The following is a 21,904-nucleotide window of genomic DNA, read 5'->3' on the forward strand; positions in this document are numbered from 1 at the left end:
GCGTGCGCACACCGCGTTCGCACCTCATATCCGCGCCAGTAATCACTGGCGCAGTGGGAGCGTAGGGCAGGACCGTACCGATGGGTAGGGGTTCGGCACTCTGGGGTTACCAGCGGTACGACATAGGCTGCGCGCGTGGCAGAAGACGGCGAGCGACACGAGTACCGCATGGAGGAGCTGGCCGAGGAGGCCGGCATCACCGTACGCACCCTGCGCTTCTACCGGGAGCGCAAGCTGATCCCGCCACCCCGCCGCGAGGGCCGTATCGCCTGGTACGACGACACCCACCTGGCCCGGCTGCGCACGATCTCGGCGCTGTTGGAGCGCGGCCACACGCTCAGCGGGATAGCCGAGCTGGCCGAGGCCTTCGACCAGGGCCGCGACGTGGGCGACCTGCTGGGCCTCGGGGACCCCACCGACGAGGTCCCGGTCCGCCTCTCCCCCGAGGAACTGGCCGACCACTTCGGCGACCAGTCGACCCCGGAGAACCTGGCCGCCGCCCTGGACCTCGGCTACCTCGCCACCGACGGCGGCGAGATCGTGCACATCAGCCGCCGCCTCCTGGACGTCTCGGCGGCCCTGGTCCGCGAGGGCGTCCCCCTCGCCGACGTCCTCGCCGTCGGCCGCCGCGTACGCGAACACGCCGAGGCCCTCGCCACCCTCTTCACCGACCTCATCCTCACCCAGCCCGGCCGCACCCCCGAAGACCTCCACCGCCTCCGCCCGTTGGCGAAGAGCGTGACGGAGGCGGAGCTGTCGCTGGCATTGGACAGGCGACTGAGGAAGTCGACAAATAAATAAGGGGCGAATAGTCCCGGCAGGCGTCACATTCACTCGAACGAGTGAGCAGAATCGATTCGACTGATCGCCAGGTGAGCTAACGTAAGCTCAAACGTCGATCTGACGTTCCACTTTCTGATACTTTTTCGACCGGGAGAGAAGTGCGCACGCTCGCCGTTTGTTTCGCCACCGCCGCTATTCTCGTCATGAACATGACCTCGGCGCACGCCGAGTGCATTTGGTAGGCCCACCGGCCCTCAGGAGCCGGTAGCACCCCAGTCGTCGAACAGGCGGTGCAGTTCAGCCGCCTCCCCGTCCGCCCCGAGCCTCCGGTACACCGCCAGCGCGCGTTCCGCGTGGGCTCGGGCGGACCGAATGTCGTGCATGCGCAGGCCCACCCGGGAAATACCGGCCAGTGCGCGCGCCGAGCACAGTGAATACCCGTGCTCGTGCGCAATGGACAGCGCGTTCCGGTAGGTCTCCAGCGAGATTCCCCACCGCCTCTCCCGGTAATGCGTGTCGGCAATTCCGAGGAGAGCCCTCTGCCGCTCGTACGCATTGTCAATACGGCGGGCGACCTCCTCCGCCGCACCGAAGTGCGTCAGGGCTTCCGCCGTGCGCCCGGCACCCGCGCACGTCTCGCCCAGGGAGATCAGGGTGTTGACCTCACCGATGGCGTCCCCGCCCGCCCGATGGCTCGCCAGAGCCCGGCGGAAACAGGAGAGCGCCCACTGCGACTGACCGGTCGCGGCGTACACGGCACCGAGATTGGTGTCGAGGATCGCGAGCTCCTTCTTCCCGCCGATCTCGCGCATCAGGGCCAGGGCGTGCTCGTAGTGGTAGCGGGCCTCATCGTGGAGTCCCAGAGCGAGCCGGATGTCGCCGAGGTTGTTCCATGCGACGGCCTCACCGTGACGGTCGCGCAGCTCCCGGTTGATACCCAGCATCGTCCGGAAGCAGTGCGTGGCCTCGGCGTACTCCGCCCTGTGCACCCGGGCCGTGCCCTGCACGTTGAGGGTCGCGGCGATTCCGTGCCGGTCGCCGACAGCGCGGTAGAGCACCAGGCACCGGTCCAGTTCCCGCAGGCACGCCTCGCCGCGCCCCGCCCCCAGATGGGCACGGCCGATCTCCAGCGACGCGTCGGCCCGCCCCCGGGTGTCGCCGAGCTCGTCGAACAGGGTCAGCGCCTCGGCCGCGGCGGCGAGAGCCGCGCCGTGGTTCTCCCGGGCCAGCACGCTCGCCCGCTCCACCAGCGTCCGCGCCAGCGCCGACCGGTCCTCGCCCGCGCGCAGCGCGGTCAGGGCGGCGGCCTGCAGTTCGGCGGTGATGTCGTGCGTCCCCCAGCGCTGCAGGGAGTGGGCCAGGACGTGCGGGAACAGGGCGGCGAACTCGGGGAACTCCGTCGCGGCCGTGCGCGCCACGGCCAGCAGGTTGCCCCGCTCGACCGTCAGCCACACCGACGCCTCGTCGGCGGCGGACTCGGCGTGCGGGGCCGTCGTGAAGCCGGGGCCGATCGGCGCGACCAGTTCCGGCGGGACATCGCGTCTGCGGCGACGCGGATGGGCGAGCCGGTCCGCCCGGTCGGCAGCCGTGAGGTAGTACGACATCAGCCGCCGCAGGGCCGCACGGCGCTCGGCCGGCGGATCCTCCCGGCGGCCGAGACGGCCGCCGAACGCGCGTGCCAGATCGTGCAGTTGATAGCGGTCCCGGACCGGCTCGTCCAGCAGGTGACGGTCCAGCAGCGATTCGGCGGCACGGCGCACCGCACCCGGTTCGACATCGCCGGAGAGCGCCATCGCCGCCTCCAGGGTGATGTCGGGGCCCGGGTGCACGGCCAGCACGCGGAAGAGTCTGCGCGCCGAGGCGTCCAGGTCGGCGCAGGACATCTCCAGGGCGGCGGCGACCCGCTCGTCGAACTCCTCCAGCCGGTCGGTGGCGCCGTCCAGCCGGTCCGCGACGTACTCCAGATCCCAGGTGTCCCGGTGCCGGAACCGGCTCGCGTGCAGTTGCAGGGTGAGCGGGTGCCGGCCGCACAGTTCCACGACGCGACGCAGGGCGGCGGTGTCGCAGACGCGGGCCGCCCCCGCGATCCGGGCGAAGAGCGCGGCGGCCTCGGACACCGGGAGCACGTCCAGCGACAGCGAGGTGGCGCCGTCCAGTTCGGTGAGCCGGTTGCGGCTGGCCACGATCGCGTGGCAGTCCGGGGAGCCGGGCAGCAACGGGCGGATCTGCTCGGCGTCCCGGACGTTGTCGAGTACCACCAGCACCCGGTGCCGGGCCGTCCACTCGCGCCAGCGCGCGGTCCGCTCGTCCAGGGTGACCGGCAGCGGATCGGGGACCCCGACGGTGTGCAGCAGGAACGCCAGCGCGTCCGCGGGATCGCAGGGCGGCTGGTCGCTGTAGGCACGCAGGTCCACATAGAACTGACCGTCCGGGTAGCGTCCCCGCATCCGGTGCGCGGCGTGCACGATCAGCGCGGACTTGCCGACACCGGGCATGCCGTGCACCACGGTGACCGGCAGAGCGGTGCCACTGTCGCCGGGTCCCCGGTCGGCGAGCAGCATGTCGATCTCGCTCGCGCGGCCGGTGAAGTCCCTGGTGTCACGCGGCAGGCTGCTTCCCGGATGCCTGGCCGCCGGGTCCGTCGCCCCCGGGGCACCGCCCCGGCCGGCCCCGAGTCCGTCGGCCGCGGGGGGCAGTTCCCGCAGGGTGGGGTCCTGTCCGAGGATGCGGAGCTGCAGTTCCCGCAGCTCCGTGCCGGGGTCGATGCCGAGTTCCTCGTTCAGCCGGGTGCGTGTCGTGCGGTACAGCGCCAGGGCCTCGCCGTCCCGGCCGGACCGGTACAGGGCCAGCATCAGGGCGGTGACGGCCTGTTGGGCCAGCGGGTCGAGGGAGACCAGCTCGTGGAGTTCGCCCAGGAGATCGGCGTGGCGGCCCAGCTCCAGTTCCAGTCGGATGCGCTCCTCCCGGACCCGGCGGTGGTCCTCGGTCAGCCGCGCGCGGGCGGACGCGGCCCAGTCGCCGGTGAACTCCGCGAACGGCTCCCCCCGCCACAGCGAGGCGGCTTCGTGCAGCAGCCCGACCGCGTACTCCCGGTCACCGCGCCCGGCCGCCGCGCGGGCCTCGCCGCGCAGCCGCTGCAGCCGTACGAAGTCCACGTCGTCCGCGTGCTGGACGCGCAGCCGGTAGCGGCGCGGGGACGGGCGCTCCAGCAGTGCCCGGTCACCGACGGCGCGCCGCAGCCGGTTGCGCAGCCGGGAGAGGTAGGTGTGCAGCGTCTCCACGGCGGTCACGGGTACCTCGTCGTCGTCCCAGACCCGTTCGACGAGCGTATCGACGGCGACGGGATCACCCTGGGCGTAGAGCAGGACCGCGAGCACCCGGCGCTCCTTCAGGGATCCGAGCGGGTACTGCCGTCCCTCGTGCCACAGTTCGAGCGGCCCGAGCGCAAGAAGGTGCACCACTTCCCCCAGGTGGTTCGCTTCGTCCAGGCGTCCTTGGCGGTCGTGCTTTCCTCGCGCCGGCGGTCTCCGCACGGGCGGCCGGTGGATCGCACATCTGTCCACCTCGTGTCTCACTGTCGCCACCCCGCCGGAAGGAACAGAGGTGCAAGGAAGGGCGCACAGTCGCGCGAAGGGGCGCACAGGGCGGGGTGGGGAAATCCGCGGGGCAAGGTGCAAGTTTTCTGCAAGCCCGCCGTCCAGCCTCCCGGGGATACCCAGGTCTGTGGCCGCGCACCAACCGGAGGCGGCCACACCTCAACTCGGTTGATCCACGGGGGAGTTCAGATGAGTCTGCTGATGCCGGACGCCGACCGGCGCCCTGCCGTGCCCTTGCGTCTGGATGTCGAGCGCTGGGCGACCTTCCGCATCCGCAAGCGTGTGCTCGCGGTGGTGCACACCGTGACCTCCGCCCGCCGGCTGCTCGACGCGGTCCGGCTGCTGGAGGGGGATCCGCGGGTGCAGGTCATGTTCACGGTGGCCGGTGACGTCTTCAACCACGGCGTGGACGAGTTCCTGGACGACACCCGGGCGCTCGTCGTGCCCTGGGGCCAGGCGGTGCACACACGCTTCGACCTCGCGCTGGCCGCGAGCTACGGAAGTCTGCACGAACTGAACGTCCCGGTGATCGTGCTCCCGCACGGCGCCTCCTACAACAGACGGGTCTCCCTGCCCCAGGACCGCCGCGTCCGGCTGCCCGCCGTGCGCGAGGTGTACGGACTGGGCCGGCAGTGGCTGATCCGCGACGGGGTGGTGGTGCCCGCCGCGATCGTTCTGGCCCACGAGGACGACCGGACCCGTCTCGGCCGGGAGTGCCCCGAGGCACTGCCGGTGGTCGAGGTGGTCGGGGACCCCTGCTACGACCGCGTCGCCGCGAGCCTGCCCGCACGGGACCTGTACCGGCGTGCGCTCGGCGCGGCGCCCTGGCAGGAGCTCGTCCTCGTCTGCTCGACCTGGGGCCCCGACTCCCTGCTCGGACGCCACTGGGGCCTCCTCGAACAGCTGACCGCCCAGCTGCCCCGGGAGGAGTTCCGGGTCGTGGTCATGCTCCACTCCAACGTCTGGAACGCCCACAGCGAATGGCACATCCGCAGCGCCTTCGCCGGGCTGAGCCGCTGCGGCATCGGGCTGGTCAGCCAGCACGCGGAATGGAGCGGTGCGGTGGTCGCGGCCGACTACATCGTGGGAGACCACGGCTCCGTGTCGCTGTACGGGACGATGACGGGCGCCCGGCTGCTGACGTCCGGCTCTCCGGACACGGACCTCGATCCCTCGTCGCCGATGGCCGAGCTGCGCTCGCTGGCGCCGTGGATCGACACGGACCGGCCGCTGCTCCGCCAGCTGCGGCAGAGCTCCGTCGCCTACCGCCCGGACCGGTACGCGCGCGTCGCGGCCCGGATCAGTTCCGAACCGGGCCGGTTCGCCCGGCGGATGCGCGCCCTCCTCTATCGGAAGCTGCGCCTGCGCGCTCCGGTCGCCCGCCTCGCCCCGGAGGCGGCGGCGCCGCCGGTCCTGGTGCGGTACGGGGCGCCCGAGGGCACCGGGGCGTGAAGCCGGGTCGCGCATACGACTGGGGAGCCGGTGCGGGGGCCGTGCGCGCCCTCGGGCCGGCCGGGACGTACGTGTCGTACAAGTCATACGTGTCGTACGTGTGCCGCACCGAGCGGGGTCGCCACGGTCGGGTACGTGTCGTACGTGCCGGACCGGGCGGCGTCGCCACGGTCGTCGACGAGCGGTTGTACGTGCGACCGCCCGCCCCACACCCTGTCATCCGGCACCACCCCGGCCTCAGGCTTCCGGCCCCCGGCCTCAGGCCTCAGGCCCGGCCACAAGTCGCAGTCGCTCGCGCAGTTCGTCGGCCTGTCCCGGCTGGTTCGCCGCGACGGCCAGCGCGAGCGCCCGCTCGTAGCGGTCCCGGGCGAGAGCACGCTGCCCCCGGCCCTCGGCCACCGCGCCCAGCGCGTGCAGCGCCCGGGCCGTCTCGGAATCCGCTCCCACGGCGCCGAGATCGGCGAGTGCTCCGGAGAGCAGTCGTTCCGCCTCGTCATGTTCGCCTCGTGATAGGGCGGACCGGCCGAGCAATGTGGCGGCGCGGGCGGCGTTGTAGAGGTCGTCCGCGTCCAGCAGCACGGCCCGTGCCGCGGCAGCCCCTTCGGCGGCCTGCCGCGGACGGCCGAGGGCGAGGTCGACGTCGGCCGCGTTGAGCCGGGCGAGTCCGCCCGCGCGTTCGTCCCCGTGTCGGGGGAGTTCGACGGCAGCACGGGCGAACAGGGCGGCCGCTTCGTCCAGTTGCCCCAGGCGCTGGTGGGCCAGACCCGCATAGTTGAGCGTGCGGGCGTGGCCGAGCGGGTCCCCCAGGGAGACGAACAGCCGGGACGCCTCCTCGAACATCTCCAGCGCCCGCCCGTGCCCGCCGCGCCCGAGTTCGCCCTGGCCCCCGGAGGTGAGCATCCGGCACACGGCCTCGGTGTCGCCCACCTCGCGGGCCGCCGCCAGCCCCTCCTCGTACGCGGCGAGCCACTCGTCGTAGTGCTTGCGCCGGATGAAGAGGGGCCCCAGGGCATCGGCGAGCTGCCAGCAGGTCTCCGGCGCGCCCGCCGCCCTGGCGCGCCGGAGCACGGCCATGAGCTGGGGCAGTTCACGCTCCAGCCAGTCCAGTGCGGCCCGTGGTCCGGGGCCCGGGGCCCCCTCGACCACCGGCCCGGGGCCGTAGGAACGCGCACGCAGTGGGTGGTACGGCTCGATGGCCCTCTCCGCCCGAGTCGCGGTGGCCAGACAGTGGTCAGCGACCCGGCGGAACGCGGCCGACCGTTCCGCCTCGGACTCGTCCTGCGCGGCCTTCTCCACCGCGTGCAGCCGGACGAGGTCGTGGAAGCGGTAGCGGTCCTCTCCGGCGTCGATCAGCAGATGGGCGTCGTACAGGTTCTCCAGCGCGTGCTCCGCGCCGGAGTGACGGGCGGCGGTGCCACCGCCGGGCGGCCCGGAGGCGTGGTCGGGCTCCGGCCCGTCGGCGGTGGGCACGCGGGCCAGGACCGCCGCCGCGACGGTGTTCTCGAACTCCCTGCCGGGGTGCACGCCGAGCAGTCGGTAGAGCCGGGCCGCCGTCTCGGGCAGTCCTCGGTACGACAGGTCCAGCGCGGCCCGCACGCCCCTGTCGCCCTCGATCGCGAGCCCGTCCAGCCTCCCCTGCTCGGCGGCGAGGGCTCGCACCATCGCGCCGATCCGCCGCCCCGGCCGTGCGGCGAGCCGTGCGCCCGCGACGCGCACGGCGAGCGGCAGCCCGGCGCACAGAGCCACCAGGGCCCGGGCGTCGTCGGACTGGGTGGCCACGCGGTCGTCGGCGAGGGTCGCCGCGAGCAGTTCCACCGCGGCTTGCGGAGCCAGGGGTTCCAACTGCAGCTGGTGGCACCCTTCGAGCGCCAGACCCGACATCCGCCGCCGACCGGTCACCAGGGTGAGGGTCTGTCCGCCCGGCAGCAGCGGCCGTACCTGGGCGGCCGTGTCCGCGTCGTCGAGCAGGACCACGAGCGCGCGCTCGGCCGTCAACGACCGGTACAGCGCGGCCCGTTCCTCAAGGCCGTGGGGCACCTGCCGCGGGGGCACTCCCAGCCCACGCAGAAATCCGCTCAGCACCTCGGCGGGGTCGGCCGGCCCCGCCGGCGACTGGGCGCCCAGGTCCACGTACAGCTGGCCATCGGGGAAGTCCGCCCGCAGTCCGTGCAGCCAGGACAGGGCGAGGGCGGTCTTTCCCACCCCTCCGAGGCCGCTCACGGCGGCGAGGACGGGATGCCCTCGGCGGGAAGCCGAGGCGCGGTGGTGTTCCAGGCGCTCGATCTCGGCCGTGCGGGCGGTGAGTGGCACCGGAGGAGGAAGCTGCCACGGCACCGTCGCGGGCGGCCGCGGAGTGGCCGGAGCGACGGTCCGGACCTGCACTCCGCCGTACACGACGGCGGCCTGCACGCTGGGCCCGTGCACGACGCCGCCGAGTTCGTTGTGACTGTCCGGCCCCTGCCCTCGTTCTCGCCCCTGCCCCTGCCCCCGCACGACTCCCCCTCCGACCGGTAGGCACCGTCCGCCGGTAGGGAGTATGTCCGCACAGCGATCGAACAACCGATGCCGCTCGGCGCGGAGCGTCAGGAACGCGGGACCCGGGTCGCTCGCAGGGGCCTCCTCAGAGGTCGTAGACGACCGTCACCGGCGCGTGGTCCGACCACCGCTCCGCGTGCGTCGCGGCCCGCTCCACGAACCCCTTGACCGCCTTGGCGGCGAGCCCGGCCGTGGACATCTGATAGTCGATGCGCCATCCCGAATCATTGTCGAAGGCCCGCCCCCGGTACGACCACCAGGTGTACGGCCCCTCGACATCGGGGTGCAGGTCACGCACGACATCGACGTACCCCCCGTCCCCCGCGTCGAGGACCTGCCCGAGCCAGGCCCGCTCCTCCGGCAGGAACCCGGAGTTCTTCTGGTTGGCCCGCCAGTTCTTGAGGTCGGCCTGTCGGTGGGCGATGTTCCAGTCGCCGCAGACCACGACCTCGCGTCCGTCGGCGGCGGCCCGCTCCCGGAGTTCCTTCAGATAGGGGAGGAACTCCCCCATGAACCGCACCTTCTCGTCCTGCCGCTCGGTGCCGACCTCGCCGGAGGGGAGGTAGAGGCTGGCCACGGTGACGCCGGGCAGGTCGGCCTCGACGTACCGCCCGCTGCCGTCGAACTCGGCCGAACCGAAGCCGATCCGGACCCGGTCGGGCTCACGACGGCTGTAGAGCGAGACCCCCGCACGCCCCTTGGCGGCGGCCGGGGCGTGCACGACGTGCCACCCCTCGGGCTGCCGTACCCCTTCGGGGAGTTGCCCGGGCTCGGCCCGCACCTCCTGCAGGCACACCACGTCCGCCGAGGTCCCGGCGAGCCACTCGACGAAGCCCTTCTTCGCGGCGGCCCGCAGCCCGTTCACATTCACAGAGGTCACAGTCAGCACCCGGGCACGATACCCGTACCGTGGACGGGGTCCGGATTCGGCACAGATCACCCCGGACGCCCGTGGTCCCGGACGCCCGCGGTGCCGGACGCCCGCGGTGCCGGACGCCCGCGGTGCCGGACGCTCCGAAGGAGACTCATGCATAGATGTACGATGCTTGGCATGATTATCCGCCCCGTGCCCTTCGACCACCCCGACGCCGTCAAGCTGAACGACGAGGTCCAGGCCGAGTACAGCGTCCGCTACGGCGACGACGGCGACGCCACCCACATGGACCCGGCGCACTTCCTGCCACCGAGGGGCCTGTACCTGATCGCCTACGACCCGCACGGCAGACCCCTGGCCACGGGCGGCTGGCGCAGCCAGGACACCAACGACGAGGGCAACCTGGACGGCGATGCCGAGATCAAGCGGATGTACGTCACCCCCGAGGCACGCGGCCTGGGCCTGGCCCGCCGCATACTCACCGCGCTGGAGTCCGACGCCCGCGCCGCCGGCCGCAGCCGCATGGTCCTGGAAACCGGCACCAAGCAGCCCGAGGCCGTCTCCCTCTACACCTCCAGCGGCTACGAGCCCTGCGCGAAGTTCGGCTACTACCGCTTCCACGAACTGAGCCTGTGCTTCGCGAAGCGGCTGCACACCTGACCCCTGGCCCGTAAATCCCGGTGCCCTCCAGGGTGTCGGGCCCCTACCGTGTGCCCGGTGAAGAAGAACACGCGTCTACGCCGTCTCGTCGTGGGCGACACCACCTGGCACTGGACCGTCCGCCAGAGGTCCCGCGTGGCCTACGACCACTGCCACCTCAAGCTGTCCCTCTACCCGCAGGGCCCCGGGCGCCGCCGCCTGGTCCTGCTCTTCAGCCCCGCCGAGGACCGCGCCGTCTCGAACTGCTACTTCGACTCCGGCGCCCTGGTCCGCCTTCCGGACCACACCTACCTCAACCTCCACGAGCCCGGCACGGTCCGGCGCCTCCTGGACGCCGCTGCCCCGAACCTGGACCTCCGCCCGTCCGCGCAGGAGGTCGAGGTGGACGGCTGGCCGTACTTCGACGCGATCACGGAACCGGAGCCGAGCGCCCCCGCCGGCCTGTCCGCCCATGACTCCGGCGCTGACGGAACGTCGTCCTGACAACATGTCAAAGCCCCGGTCAGGAGAACCCGACCGGGGCTTTGAGCTGCGTGGACCTGTGGGGATTTGAACCCCAGACCCCCTCGATGCGAACGAGGTGCGCTACCAGACTGCGCCACAGGCCCTTGCAACGAGTGAAACTCTAGCATCCCGATCGCGGTGCTCGGAAATCCGTATCCGAGAGCCCGCCGGGCGGTCTGCGGCCGGCTCCTGGCTGGTCAGCGGAGTGGGAGATCCGGGGCCGTGTGATCACTCGTTGGCCGCTCGGGGGCGGTCGCCGTCCTCGTACTGGTCGAAGAGCGGCGTGCGCCCCCGCTCGCGGGAGCGGCGCGCGGACGCGGCCCGGCGGGCGTCGGAGCGGCCGCCGTCGGGGGCGTCACCCGCCTCGCCCGCGCCGGCGTCCTCCGCCCCCTCCTCACCGTCACGCTCGCCCTCCGGCTCGCGCCCGGGGGCGTGCGCGGAGTGGGACGGGGCGCCCGAGGAGCTGTGCGGGTCGGCCGCGCTGGAGCGCGCGGAACTCCACGCGTCCGGGGCACCGAGGTCGACGCCGGAGGTGGCCCGGGGCGCGACCGGCGCGGTGACGTAGGTCGGGAGCGGCACGGGGACGGGGTCCCAGCTGTCGCCCTGGCCGGGCCGCCGCTGGCGCTCCCGCTGCTGGTCGACCCACTCGGCGTGGTCGGTCTGCTCGACGAGTGCGCGGCGGTCGGCCGCGAGGGCGGTCAGCTCGGCCCGGCTCTCCTCGCTCTCGGGTCCGTCCTCCGGCTCGTCGGTGTCCACCGGGTCCGGTGCGGGGCGCCGCCGCTGGGGCTGCCGCTCCCGCAGTCGCTGCGCCGCCACCTCGGCCTGGCGCCGGTCCATCGTGTACGCGAACCGCTTCAGCTCCTGGCGGCGCAGGTGCGCGATGTACGTGCTCAGCAGCACCGCCGGTACGGCCGGCGCCCACAGGAAGGCGAGTCCGCCGACCGCCGCGACGATCGCGCCGAGCGAGAAGGCGAGGAAGAGCAGCACCGTCGTACGCCGTCGGCGCGCGAGCACCTTCGAGCGCTGGGCCCGCGCCTTGGCCTCCGCCGAGTTGGCCCGGCGTGCGCCCGCCGTCTGCTTGTCGGCATGCTGCTTGTCCGCATGCGGCTTGTCCGGCCGCTGCGTGTCCGGCCGCTGCGTGTCCGCACGCTGTTTGTCCGCACTCTTCGCGCGCGCGGGAGCCGACGGGTGAGCCGCCCCCTGCTTGGCGGCGGGCGCGCCCGTGTGCTTGGCCTGCGGCGCCCCGCCCTGCTGGGGCAACGGCTTCGACTGTGCCGGCGCGGGCGCCTGCCCCGCCGGTTTCCCCTGCTGGGGCTGGTGTCCCTGCTGCGCCGACTCACCTCGCTCCGCCGGCAATCGGGCCTTCGTGTGCTCCCGGTGCGGGGGCATGGCGAAGGCCCGGACGTCCACCGAGTCGGTGACGCCGTCCGGTTCGGCGCTGGGCTCCCCCTCGTCGGTGGAGCGCGCCCGCAGGTCCTTGGCGTATCGGCGCTCCATCCCCGCCCGGCCGGAAAGCAGCCGGATGGCGGTGCTGAAGCGTTCCGTCGGACGGGCTTCGTTCAGCTCGTCCTGCCTACGGAGCCACATCGGCACCAAGTAGGCGGCCCAGGCCCCGACGATGACTGCGTAGATGAGGCCGCTGCTGCTCACGACTCACACGGTAGAGGGGTTTGCGTGAGGCCATCCGCCAATTGAGCCGGTGTGTCGCACGATCCGGCTGATATTTCGAGCTTTTTTTGTGACCGATCCGATCAGCGGGCCGCCGAGAGCGCGAAATTAACGTGCCGAGAACGTCCCGAGAACGCCTCGACTCGTTCAAGCCGGTCGTCGACCGATCGCCGCCGGGGCATTTTCTTCGAACACTTATTTCATTTATTGCGGAGGTCCGGGCTTGCCGGCGTCGGAACCGGCGTTCCGCGCGTTCCTCGTCCGTTCCCGCTGCCAGCGCCCGAGCAGCCCCTCGGGGACCTCCTCCGCGGTGAGCGCGAAGACGAGATGGTCACGCCAGGCACCGTCGATGTGAAGATATCGTGGACGAAGACCCTCCTCGCGGAATCCGAGTTTCTCCACCACCCGTCGGCTCGGCCGATTCTCGGGGCGAATGCAGACTTCGACGCGGTGCAGTCCGACGGTCCGGAAGCAGTGGTCCACGACGAGCGCGACGGCCGTCGGCATCACCCCGCGCCCGGCCACCGACTCGTCGACCCAGTAGCCGACATGGCCCGAGCACATGGAGCCCCAGGTGATCCCGGCGACCGTCAACTGCCCGACCAGCCGCCCCTGGTACTCGATCACGAACGGCAGCATCCGGCCCGCGTTGGCCTCCGCCCGCAGATGGCGGACCATCTGACGGTACGTCGGCCGGTGCGCGACGGGCCCGCTGGGCGTGGGCGGCGGGATGGTCGCCTCCCAGGGCCGCAGCCAGTCCCGGTTGCGCCGGTTCACCTCGCGCCAGGCCCGCTGGTCACGCATCTTTATGGGCCGGAGGACGACCTCGCCGTCCACCAGCGCCACGGGCCAGGATGGGGTGTTCAGCTCGCACCCCCGTGGCCGGTTCTCGGGTGGTCCCCGCCGCGGAGCTGGTCGACGGCGTGGGTGAGCAGGGGTTCCAGTACGGCCAGGCCGTCCCGGACGCCGCCGGTCGAGCCCGGCAGGTTCACGATGAGGGTCCGGCCCGCGACTCCCGCGAGGCCCCGGGAGAGCGCCGCCGTCGGCACCTTGTCCCGGCCGTAGGCCCTGATGGCCTCGGGGATGCCGGGCACCTCGTGGTCGAGGACCGCGCGGGTGGCCTCGGGGGTGCGGTCGGTGGGCGAGACGCCGGTCCCGCCGGTCGTCACGATCACGTCGTACCCGGCGGCGACACCGGCCCGCAGCGCGGCCTCCACGGGGGCGCCGTCCGGCACGACCTGAGGGCCGTCGACGGCGAAGCCGAAGCCCGTGAGCCCCTCGGCGATCAGGGGCCCGCCCCGGTCCTCGTAGACGCCGGCGGAGGCGCGGTTGGAGGCGGTCACGACCAGCGCCCGGTAAGGCGCGGACCCGGTGTCGTCGGTGTGCGGCGTCATGTCCGGCTCCAGTCGCCCGACTTGCCGCCCGTCTTCTCCTCGACACGGACGTCCGTGATGACCGCGCCCTTGTCGACCGCCTTCACCATGTCGATCACGGTGAGGGCGGCGACGGAGACCGCGGTGAGGGCCTCCATCTCGACGCCCGTACGGTCGGTGGTCTTCACGGTGGCGAGGATCTCCACGGCGTCGTCCGCGACCGACAGGTCGACCTTGACGCCCGACACCGCGAGCGGGTGGCAGAGCGGGATCAGGTCCGGCGTGCGTTTGGCGCCCATGATCCCGGCGATGCGCGCGGTGGCGAGGGCGTCGCCCTTGGGCACCCCCTCGCCGCGCAGCAGTTCGACCACTTTCGGCGAGACCAGGACCCGGCCGCTGGCGCGGGCGGTGCGCGCGGTCACGTCCTTCCCGGAGACGTCGACCATGCGGGCGGCGCCCGCCTCGTCGATGTGGGTCAGTCGGTCCTGCGGCGTACTCATGGTGGTGTGACGCTCCCGGTCGGGGCCCGTCGCGGTGCGGCGCGCGCTCGGTTGTGCGCGACACGGTACGCCACCCCCGACGGTTCAGCCGAGCAGGACGACCTCGACCTCCGCGGCGGGCTCGACCGACTCGGTGTCCTCGGGGATCACGATCAGCGCGTCGGCGTGCGCGAGGGCCGCGACGAGGTGCGATCCGGCGCCCCCGACGGGCGTGACCTCGCCGTCGGCGTACGTCCCGCGCAGATACTGGCGGCGTCCCGCGGGTGAGGTCAGCGCCTTGGGTGCCCGGAGGATGGCCGTGGCCGTCGGACGGTGGACGTCGGGCAGGCCCATCAGGGTGCGGATGGCGGGCCGGACGAAGATCTCGAAGGAGACGTACGACGACACCGGGTTGCCGGGCAGCGCGAGCAGCGGGGTGTGGTCGGGGCCGATGGTGCCGAAGCCCTGGGGTTTGCCGGGCTGCATGGCGAGCTTGCGGAAGTCGATGCCGGCGCCCTCCTCGTCCTCGTCGCCGACGGACTCCAGGGCCTCCTTGACGACGTCGTACGCGCCCACGCTGACCCCGCCGGTGGTGACGACCAGGTCGGCGCGGACGAGCTGGTCCTCGATGGTGGAGCGGAGGGTCTCGGCGTCGTCGGCGACGGCGCCGACGCGGTAGGCGATCGCGCCCGCGTCCCGCGCGGCGGCGGTGAGGGCGAAGCTGTTGGAGTCGAAGATCTGGCCGGTGGCCGGGGTCTCGCCCGGCGGGACCAGTTCGCTGCCGGTGGAGAGCACGACCACGCGCGGGCGCGGGTGGACCCGTACCGAGGCGCGGCCGATGGCGGCCAGCAGGCCGAGCTGCGGCGGGCCGAGGATCGTCCCCGCGGCCAGGGCGCGCTCGCCGGCCTTCACGTCGCTGCCCTGCGCGCGTACGTGCGCGCGTGCCTCCGCGGCGCGGTGCACGGCGACCTGGCCGGTGGCGCCCTCGGGGTTGACGCTGCGGGCACGCATCCCGGAGACGGGTCCCTCGCCGAGGCCGCCGTCGGTCCACTCCACCGGGACGACCGCCTCCGCGCCGGGCGGCAGCGGGGCGCCGGTCATGATGCGGGCGGCCTCGCCGGGCCCCACGTGGGGCTGTTCCGCCTGACCCGCCGCGACGTCCCCGATCACCGTGAGCACGGCCGGGAACTCCTCGCTCGCGCCCGCGATGTCCGCGACCCGTACCGCGTACCCGTCCATCGAGCTGTTGTCGAACGGCGGCAGTGACACCGGCACCGTGACGTCCTCGACCAGGACACAGCCCTGGGCGTCGAGGAGTTGCAGCTCGATGGGTTCCAGGGGGCGGACGGTGGCGAGGATGTCCTCCAGGTGCTCGGTCACCGACCAGAGGTGGTCCGGGTCGGTGGCGCGGGTCGCGGCGGTGCTCAATGTGGCTACATCTCCTCGGCTACGTAACTGCGGAGCCAGGTCCGGAACTCCGGGCCCAGGTCCTCACGTTCGCATGCGAGTCTGACAATGGCACGCAAGTAGTCGCCACGGTCACCGGTGTCATAGCGGCGGCCCTTGAAGACGACGCCGTGCACGGGGCCGCCGACCTTCTCGTCGGCTGCGAGCTGCTGGAGGGCGTCGGTGAGCTGGATCTCGCCGCCGCGGCCCGGCTCGGTGCGGCGCAGCACGTCGAAGATCTGCGGGGCGAGGACGTACCGGCCGATGATCGCGTAGTTCGACGGGGCGTCGGCCGCCTCCGGCTTCTCGACCATGCCCGTGACCTTGACGACGTCGCCGTCCGCCGTGGCCTCGACGGCGGCGCATCCGTAGAGATGGATCTGCTCCGGCGCGACCTCCATGAGCGCGATGACGCTGCCGCCGTTCTCCTCCTGGACCTCGACCATGCGCTTCAGGAGGGGGTCGCGGGGGTCGATCAGGTCGTCGCCGAGGAGGACGGCGAAGGGTTCGTCGCCCACGTGCGGGGCGGCACACAGGACGGCGTGGCCGAGGCCCTTGGGGTCGCCCTGGCGGACGTAGTGCATGGTCGCGAGGTCGCTGGACTCCTGGACCTTGGCGAGCCGGTGGGCGTCGCCCTTCTTCTGGAGGGCCGACTCCAGCTCGTAGTTGCGGTCGAAGTGGTCCTCAAGGGGGCGTTTGTTCCGGCCGGTGATCATCAGGACGTCGTCGAGACCCGCCGACGCGGCCTCCTCCACCACGTACTGGATCGCCGGCTTGTCGACCACCGGCAGCATCTCCTTGGGGGTCGCCTTGGTGGCCGGCAGGAACCGGGTTCCCAGACCCGCGGCGGGGATGACAGCCTTGCTGATCCTGGGGTTCGCCTCACTCATGGGCGGAACCATATCCGGTGCCTTTGTGCGGAATCTGTGGCTCCGATGAATTCGTTCTCATATGAGCCGATTACGAAGAATACTGGAGCTACCTGTGAGCCGGATGGGACCTGAACCGGAGCTTTCCAAGCGAATGTTGCGACGAGAGCTCCTCCTGGTGAGGAACGGGTTGACACCGGATGACGTCCGGAACACGACGGGCGCCCTTGCGGATCGGGCCCTCGGCCTGCCCGAGCTGGCGCACGCGCGCACGGTCGCGGCGTATGTCGCCGTGGGGAGTGAACCGGGCACGCTCACGCTCCTCGACGCGCTCCGCGCCCGGGGCGTGCGCGTCCTGCTCCCGGTCCTGCTCCCCGACAACGACCTCGACTGGGGCGCCTACGAGGGAGAGGCCTCCCTCGCGCGCGTGCGGCACGGGGGCGGACGCATGGCGCTCCTCGAACCCGTCGGCGAGCGCCTCGGCCCGGAGGCCGTGACCACCGCCGACGCCGTCCTGCTGCCGGGCCTGGCGGTCGACGCGCGCGGGATGCGGCTGGGCCGGGGCGGCGGCTCGTACGACCGCGTGCTGGCCCGCCTGGAACGCGCGGGCGCCGACCCGGCGCTGGTGGTGCTCCTGTACGACACGGAGGTCGTGGACCGGGTCCCCGAGGAGCCGCACGACCGCCCGGTGCACGCGGTGGTGACCCCGGCGGGGGTGCGACGGTTCCGGTGACCCGGACACGGAAGCGGCCCCCCACGCGTGCGTGGAGGGCCGCTTCCGGCGTTCAGGAGGGCGTCACGGTTTCAGCAGCAGCGTGTCGCTCGTGCCGCGCTCGACCGCCTTGTCCGAGAACGGCCATGTCAGCAGCTCACCCTTGGCCCACTTGTCGGTCTGGTCGGTGTAGTGCGCGTTGTACGCGTGCCCGGAGGCGCCGGTGAGGTTGATCCACTTGGACTTGTCGAGGTCCCCGAGGTTCACCACCATGCGCATCGAGGGCACCCACACGACCTCGTAGCCGCCCGCCGCGTTCCAGCCGGTGGCGTTGACCGTGGCCTCGCCGCCGCCGAGCTTCCAGGGGCCGCGGTTGAGCATGTACTTGAGGAAACCGGGGCCCGCGGTGCCGAGGGTCTGGTTCTTCAGGAACAGCCGGTGCAGCCGGCCCCAGCTCCAGGTGTCGATGTCCTTGCCGAGCTTGGCGGTGAGCTCCCAACGGGCGTCCCGCATGGCCCGCTTGAACAGCTCGTCACGGGTGTCGGCGGCCTTCTCGGTGCGGGTCTTCGGCGTCGACCACCAGGCGTTGTCCTGGTCGTCGATGATCTTGCGGACCACCTCGAACCAGCGGTCGCCGCCGTCCGGCTGCGCCTCGTCGGCGTCACGCCTGCCGCACTCGCGCACCCGCCGGTCCTCGTCGGCGGGCCCGGTGGCGTCGACCGGCTCGACCGACAGGCACTGGCCCTCGACGCGCAGTTCCTTGGGCAGCTTGTTGCCGAAGGCGAGCTTGAGGATGTTGCGCCAGACCGAGTTGAAGTACGCGGCCGCCGCCGAGTCGGCGTCCTGGGTGTAGTCCCAGCCCTCCAGGAGCTTCTGCGCCTCGCGGACGTGCGGGTCGTTCACGTCGATCTTGAGCAGCAGCGGCACCAGCAGCTTGGCGATCTCGCTGCTGTTGTCCATCTGCATCTGCCGCATGTCGTCGGTGGAGATCTTGCCGCCACCCTTGATCTTCGACTCGATGAGACTGGTGATCCGCTGCGCGCGCGTGCCGTAGCCCCAGTCCGTGGTGAGCGTGTACGGGTACTTCTTGTCGACGACGGCCTGGTTGGCGGTGACGATGTAGCCGCGCTTCGGGTCGTACTCGTAGGGCAGTTCGTCCTGGTCGATGTACCCGGTCCAGCGGTACCTGGCGTCCCAGCCGGGCGCCGGGATCGAGCCGTCGCCCTTGCCCCGGGTGGGGATCTTGCCGGGCAGCTGGTAGCCGATGTGGCCCTCGGTGTCGGCGTAGATCAGGTTCTGCGAGGGGACGTCGAACAGGGTGGCCGCCTTGCGGAAGTCCTCCCAGCCCTTGGCCTTGTTCATGGCGAAGACGGCGTCCATGGATGTGCCGGGGTCGAGCGCGGTCCAGCGCAGGGCGATGCCGTAGCCGTCGCCGCGGTCGGGGGCGTCCTGGTCCACGGTGGCCTTCTTGCCGACCTGGACCAGTTCGTTGCTGCGGTCGGAGAGCAGGGGGCTGCCGTCCTCGGTGAGACGGACGACGATCTTCTTCGACTCGCCGCCGGCGACCTCGATGGTCTCCTCGCGGGTGTCGAAGGGCAGGACCCTGCTGCCGTACTGGTAGCCGTCGCCGGTGAGCTTCTCCAGGTAGAGGTCGGTGACGTCGACGCCGGAGTTGGTCATGCCCCAGGCGATGTCCGCGTTGTGGCCGATGACCACGCCGGGCATGCCCGAGAAGGTGTAGCCGGAGACGTCGTACTGGCACTTGGCCGAGACGGCCTTGCAGTGCAGCCCCATCTGGTACCAGACCGAGGGCAGCGCCGCCGACAGGTGCGGGTCGTTGGCGAGGAGCGGCTTGCCGGTGATGGTGTGGTCACCGGAGACGACCCAGGAGTTGGATCCGATGCCGTTGCCGTTCACGCCGACGGCCTCGGGCAGGTCCTCCAGGACGTTGTAGAGGCCGTCCAGCTGGGTCTGGAGGGCTCCGGAGTCCGTGGAGGTCCCGGCGGTGCCGGTGCCCGTCCCCGTGCCGCCGGTGCCCTGCGTGGAGCCTTCGACGCTCTGGCCGGTGCCGGTGCCCGTTCCGGTGCCGCCGGTGCCCTGCGTGGAGCCGTCGGCGTTCTGCGTCGAGCCGGACCCGTCCGACCAGGTCTTGGTCAGCTCGTCGTACTGGCCCTCCCGCACGATCGTCCCGTTGCGGTCGTACGGGTACTGCGGGTACAGGTCGGCGATCTGCTTCGGGCCGAGGCGGCTGGTCATCAGGGCGCGGTCGATCTCGTCCTGCATGTTGCCGCGCAGGTCCCACGCCATCGCCTTCAGCCAGGCGACCGAGTCGACCGGGGTCCACTCCTCGGGCTTGTAGTCGTTGGCGAAACCGAGGGCCGCGTACTCCAGCGAGATCTCGTCGCCGTCCTTGCCCGCGAGGTAGGCGTTGACCCCCTTGGCGTACGCGTCGAGGTACTTCCTCGTCTCGGCCGAGAGCGTCTTCTTGTACTCCTCCTCGGCGATGCGGTGCCAGCCGAGGGTGCGCAGGAACTCGTCGTTGTCGACCTGGCTCTCGCCGAACATCTCCGAGAGACGGCCTGCCGTCATGTGGCGGCGCACGTCCATCTCGTAGAACCGGTCCTGCGCCTGGACGTAGCCCTGCGCCATGAACAGGTCCTCGTCCGAGGAGGCGTAGATCTGCGGGATCCCGTAGCCGTCGCGCTTGACGTCGACCGGCCCCGACAGACCCTCCAGGGTTATCGAACCCTTGGTCTGGGGGAAGGAGGCGCGCACGGTGGAGACGGACCAGAACGCCCCGTAGCCGACGCCACCGATGATGGCCAGGACCAGGACGATCAGGAGAAGACGGACTTTGCGTCCCTTCTTCCTGCCGGACTTGCCGGACTGCTGGCCGGAGGAGGCGGGATTGTCGGTGGGCATCGCTGTCCTTGCTGTCCTAACACGAGCGGCAGGTCGGGCTGTGCTTTGTACTGAACGCTGGAGCAACCATAGGCGCAGGGCCCGACACGACTTGACGCGGAGTCGGGAACTGGCGCGGACGACTGTTCGATCTTGCCCTCGCAAGCGTCAAGAAATCGTCAAGAGTTAGGTAAGGTAACGAAGTACTCGCACTGACGTAACCGCAATCGCACGGTTTCCGTGATCGGCTCGGCATGCCCCCACGCGCGTGTGCCCCGCATCCAGTGCTCGGCAATCCCAACCGGAACCACGTGCGGTTCGGCGAGAAAGGTACGGCCCTCTGACTGTCCACGACCTCAACCAGCTCCTGCTCGTCTGCTCGCTCGTCCTGTTGGTCGCGGTCGCCGCGGTCCGGATCTCGTCGCGCAGCGGGCTCCCCAGCCTGCTCGTCTACCTGGGCATCGGCATCGCCATGGGCCAGGACGGCATCGGCGACATCCACTTCGACAACGCCGAACTGACCCAGGTCATCGGCTACGCGGCCCTCGTCGTGATCCTCGCGGAGGGCGGCCTCGGCACGAAGTGGAAGGAGATCAAACCGGCTCTGCCGGCCGCCGCCTCACTGGCGCTGGTCGGGGTCGCGGTGAGCGTCGGCGTCACGGCCGCGGGCGCGCACTATCTGATCGGGCTGGAGTGGCGACAGTCACTCATCATCGGCGCGGTCGTGTCCTCCACGGACGCGGCGGCCGTCTTCTCCGTGCTGCGCAAGATCCCCCTCCCCGCGCGCGTGACAGGCACCCTGGAGGCCGAGTCCGGCTTCAACGACGCCCCGGTCGTGATCCTCGTCGCCTCGCTCTCCATGGCCGGACCGGTCGAACACTGGTACGTCCTCATCGGCGAGATAGCGCTGGAACTGGCGATCGGCGCCGCCGTAGGACTCGCCGTGGGCTGGCTGGGCTCCTGGGGCCTGCGGCATGTGGCGCTGCCCGCCTCCGGCCTCTACCCGATCGCCGTCATGGCCATCGCCGTGACCGCCTACGCGGCCGGCGCCATGGCCCACGGCAGCGGCTTCCTCGCCGTCTACCTGGCCTCCGTGGTCCTCGGCAACGCCAAGCTGCCGCACTGGCCGGCCACGCGCGGCTTCGCCGAGGGCGTCGGCTGGATCGCCCAGATCGGCATGTTCGTCCTGCTCGGCCTGCTCGTCACCCCGCACGAGATGGGCGACGACATCTGGCCCGCGCTCGTCATCGGCCTGGTGCTGACCATGGTGGCGCGACCGCTCAGCGTCATCGTGGCGCTGACGCCGTTCCGGGTCCCGTGGCGGGAGCAGACACTGCTGTCGTGGGCCGGCCTGCGCGGCGCGGTGCCCATCATTTTGGCGACGATCCCCATGGTGAGCGGGATCGAGGGCAGCCGCCGGATCTTCAACATCGTCTTCGTGCTGGTCGTGGTCTACACCCTCGTCCAGGGGCCGACACTGCCCTGGCTGGCCCGCAAGCTGCGCCTCGGCGGCTCCGGCGACGAGGCCGCCGACCTCGGCATCGAGTCGGCACCGCTGGAGCGGCTGCGCGGCCACCTGCTGTCCGTCGCCATCCCCGAGAAGTCCCGGATGCACGGCGTCGAGGTCAACGAACTACGGCTCCCCCCGGGCGCCGCCGTCACCCTCGTCGTCCGCGACGGCACCTCCTTCGTGCCGCTGCCGACCACGGTCCTGCGCCGCGGTGACGAACTGCTCGTCGTCGCCACCGACCCGGTCCGCGACCAGGCCGAACGCCGTCTCAGGGCCGTCGGCCAGGGCGGCAAGCTGGCGGACTGGCTGGGGACGGGCAACGGGAACAGGGACGGGAACGGGAACAAGAACGGGAAGAAGGGTGGGGCGGGTCGTTAAGAGCAGGTTTCGTCCTGTTCACACCCTCCGAAATCGGGGGTGCGACCGCCCATGGTGCTCGTTTTCACAGGCGACCCGGCCGATCACCCCTGTACGATGAAGGCGCACTTGATCGGACCAACTCTGCCTGACGCAGAGCTGGCGCGACCGTATGGCGGCCGGAA

At 71.6% G+C, this 21,904-nt stretch carries 16 protein-coding genes and 1 tRNA gene; 6 read left to right on the top strand and 11 right to left on the bottom strand.

Annotation, left to right across the window (positions count from 1 at the left end):
• Positions 1-168: 168 nt before the first annotated feature.
• Positions 169-801: a MerR family transcriptional regulator gene (locus ACWCRJ_RS33460; RefSeq protein WP_450942886.1), complete on the top strand. Its 633-nt coding sequence runs from the start codon at positions 169-171 to the stop codon at positions 799-801.
• A gap of 236 nt (positions 802-1,037) precedes the next feature.
• Here the strand turns inward: ACWCRJ_RS33460 and ACWCRJ_RS33465 are convergent, their stop codons facing one another.
• On the bottom strand, positions 1,038-4,244 hold the full coding sequence (locus ACWCRJ_RS33465) for an AfsR/SARP family transcriptional regulator (RefSeq protein WP_450942813.1): 3,207 nt from the start codon (positions 4,242-4,244) through the stop codon (positions 1,038-1,040).
• Positions 4,245-4,568: 324 nt separating this feature from the next.
• Here ACWCRJ_RS33465 and ACWCRJ_RS33470 point away from each other — a divergent pair, with 324 nt between their 5' ends.
• Positions 4,569-5,831: a hypothetical protein gene (locus ACWCRJ_RS33470; protein ID WP_450942814.1), complete on the top strand. Its 1,263-nt coding sequence runs from the start codon at positions 4,569-4,571 to the stop codon at positions 5,829-5,831.
• Positions 5,832-6,089: 258 nt separating this feature from the next.
• Here the strand turns inward: ACWCRJ_RS33470 and ACWCRJ_RS33475 are convergent, their stop codons facing one another.
• On the bottom strand, positions 6,090-8,324 hold the full coding sequence (locus ACWCRJ_RS33475) for an ATP-binding protein (protein WP_450942815.1): 2,235 nt from the start codon (positions 8,322-8,324) through the stop codon (positions 6,090-6,092).
• Between the two features lie 127 nt (positions 8,325-8,451).
• Positions 8,452-9,246 carry an exodeoxyribonuclease III gene (locus tag ACWCRJ_RS33480; protein WP_450942816.1) on the bottom strand — a complete coding sequence of 265 codons (795 nt, stop codon included), beginning with the start codon at positions 9,244-9,246 and terminating at the stop codon, positions 8,452-8,454.
• Between the two features lie 171 nt (positions 9,247-9,417).
• On the opposite strand from ACWCRJ_RS33480, the gene ACWCRJ_RS33485 reads away from it, so the two are divergent.
• Together ACWCRJ_RS33485 and ACWCRJ_RS33490 are read left to right on the top strand one after the other, a co-directional pair.
• A complete protein-coding gene (locus ACWCRJ_RS33485) occupies positions 9,418-9,900 on the top strand; it encodes a GNAT family N-acetyltransferase (RefSeq protein ID WP_450942817.1) in 483 nt (160 codons plus the stop codon).
• A gap of 57 nt (positions 9,901-9,957) precedes the next feature.
• Positions 9,958-10,383, top strand: a complete 426-nt coding sequence (locus tag ACWCRJ_RS33490; protein ID WP_450942818.1) for a hypothetical protein — start codon at positions 9,958-9,960, stop codon at positions 10,381-10,383.
• A gap of 51 nt (positions 10,384-10,434) precedes the next feature.
• On the opposite strand, the gene ACWCRJ_RS33495 is transcribed toward ACWCRJ_RS33490, so the two are convergent.
• From ACWCRJ_RS33495 to galU, 7 genes are all read right to left on the bottom strand, one after another.
• Positions 10,435-10,508 (bottom strand) — tRNA-Ala (locus ACWCRJ_RS33495).
• 124 nt (positions 10,509-10,632) lie between these two features.
• Positions 10,633-12,054 carry a divisome protein SepX/GlpR gene (gene sepX, locus ACWCRJ_RS33500; RefSeq protein ID WP_450942819.1) on the bottom strand — a complete coding sequence of 474 codons (1,422 nt, stop codon included), beginning with the start codon at positions 12,052-12,054 and terminating at the stop codon, positions 10,633-10,635.
• Positions 12,055-12,276: 222 nt separating this feature from the next.
• Positions 12,277-12,918: a GNAT family N-acetyltransferase gene (locus ACWCRJ_RS33505; RefSeq protein WP_450942820.1), complete on the bottom strand. Its 642-nt coding sequence runs from the start codon at positions 12,916-12,918 to the stop codon at positions 12,277-12,279.
• Between the two features lie 17 nt (positions 12,919-12,935).
• On the bottom strand, positions 12,936-13,466 hold the full coding sequence (locus ACWCRJ_RS33510; protein WP_450942821.1) for a MogA/MoaB family molybdenum cofactor biosynthesis protein: 531 nt from the start codon (positions 13,464-13,466) through the stop codon (positions 12,936-12,938).
• Entirely contained in the window at positions 13,463-13,945 is a 483-nt protein-coding gene (gene moaC, locus ACWCRJ_RS33515) for a cyclic pyranopterin monophosphate synthase MoaC (protein WP_005485947.1), read from the bottom strand. The genes ACWCRJ_RS33510 and moaC overlap by 4 nt, the downstream gene beginning before the upstream one ends.
• Positions 13,946-14,029: 84 nt before the next feature.
• Positions 14,030-15,352: a molybdotransferase-like divisome protein Glp gene (glp, locus tag ACWCRJ_RS33520; RefSeq protein WP_450942822.1), complete on the bottom strand. Its 1,323-nt coding sequence runs from the start codon at positions 15,350-15,352 to the stop codon at positions 14,030-14,032.
• 5 nt (positions 15,353-15,357) lie between these two features.
• On the bottom strand, positions 15,358-16,260 hold the full coding sequence (galU, locus tag ACWCRJ_RS33525; RefSeq protein WP_450942823.1) for a UTP--glucose-1-phosphate uridylyltransferase GalU: 903 nt from the start codon (positions 16,258-16,260) through the stop codon (positions 15,358-15,360).
• Between the two features lie 103 nt (positions 16,261-16,363).
• On the opposite strand from galU, the gene ACWCRJ_RS33530 reads away from it, so the two are divergent.
• Complete coding sequence (locus ACWCRJ_RS33530) at positions 16,364-16,972, top strand: 5-formyltetrahydrofolate cyclo-ligase (protein ID WP_450942824.1); 609 nt, start codon at positions 16,364-16,366, stop codon at positions 16,970-16,972.
• Between the two features lie 63 nt (positions 16,973-17,035).
• Here the strand turns inward: ACWCRJ_RS33530 and ACWCRJ_RS33535 are convergent, their stop codons facing one another.
• Positions 17,036-19,873: a penicillin acylase family protein gene (locus ACWCRJ_RS33535; protein WP_450942825.1), complete on the bottom strand. Its 2,838-nt coding sequence runs from the start codon at positions 19,871-19,873 to the stop codon at positions 17,036-17,038.
• 247 nt (positions 19,874-20,120) lie between these two features.
• Between ACWCRJ_RS33535 and ACWCRJ_RS33540 the strand changes: the two genes are divergently transcribed.
• Positions 20,121-21,740, top strand: a complete 1,620-nt coding sequence (locus tag ACWCRJ_RS33540; RefSeq protein ID WP_450942826.1) for a potassium/proton antiporter — start codon at positions 20,121-20,123, stop codon at positions 21,738-21,740.
• Positions 21,741-21,904: the final 164 nt, after the last annotated feature.

The sequence above is a fragment of the Streptomyces sp. NPDC002324 genome (genome assembly GCF_053593335.1).

What these genes read in the sequence shown, in the direction of transcription:
- ACWCRJ_RS33460 (WP_450942886.1), top strand. Translation starts at nt 169, where the DNA reads ATGGAGGAGCTGGCCGAGGAGGCCGGCATCACCGTACGCACCCTGCGC.
- ACWCRJ_RS33470 (WP_450942814.1), top strand. Translation starts at nt 4,569, where the DNA reads ATGAGTCTGCTGATGCCGGACGCCGACCGGCGCCCTGCCGTGCCCTTG.
- ACWCRJ_RS33485 (WP_450942817.1), top strand. Translation starts at nt 9,418, where the DNA reads ATGATTATCCGCCCCGTGCCCTTCGACCACCCCGACGCCGTCAAGCTG.
- ACWCRJ_RS33510 (WP_450942821.1), bottom strand. Translation starts at nt 13,466, where the DNA reads ATGACGCCGCACACCGACGACACCGGGTCCGCGCCTTACCGGGCGCTG.
- moaC (WP_005485947.1), bottom strand. Translation starts at nt 13,945, where the DNA reads ATGAGTACGCCGCAGGACCGACTGACCCACATCGACGAGGCGGGCGCC.
- galU (WP_450942823.1), bottom strand. Translation starts at nt 16,260, where the DNA reads ATGAGTGAGGCGAACCCCAGGATCAGCAAGGCTGTCATCCCCGCCGCG.
- ACWCRJ_RS33530 (WP_450942824.1), top strand. Translation starts at nt 16,364, where the DNA reads ATGGGACCTGAACCGGAGCTTTCCAAGCGAATGTTGCGACGAGAGCTC.
- ACWCRJ_RS33535 (WP_450942825.1), bottom strand. Translation starts at nt 19,873, where the DNA reads ATGCCCACCGACAATCCCGCCTCCTCCGGCCAGCAGTCCGGCAAGTCC.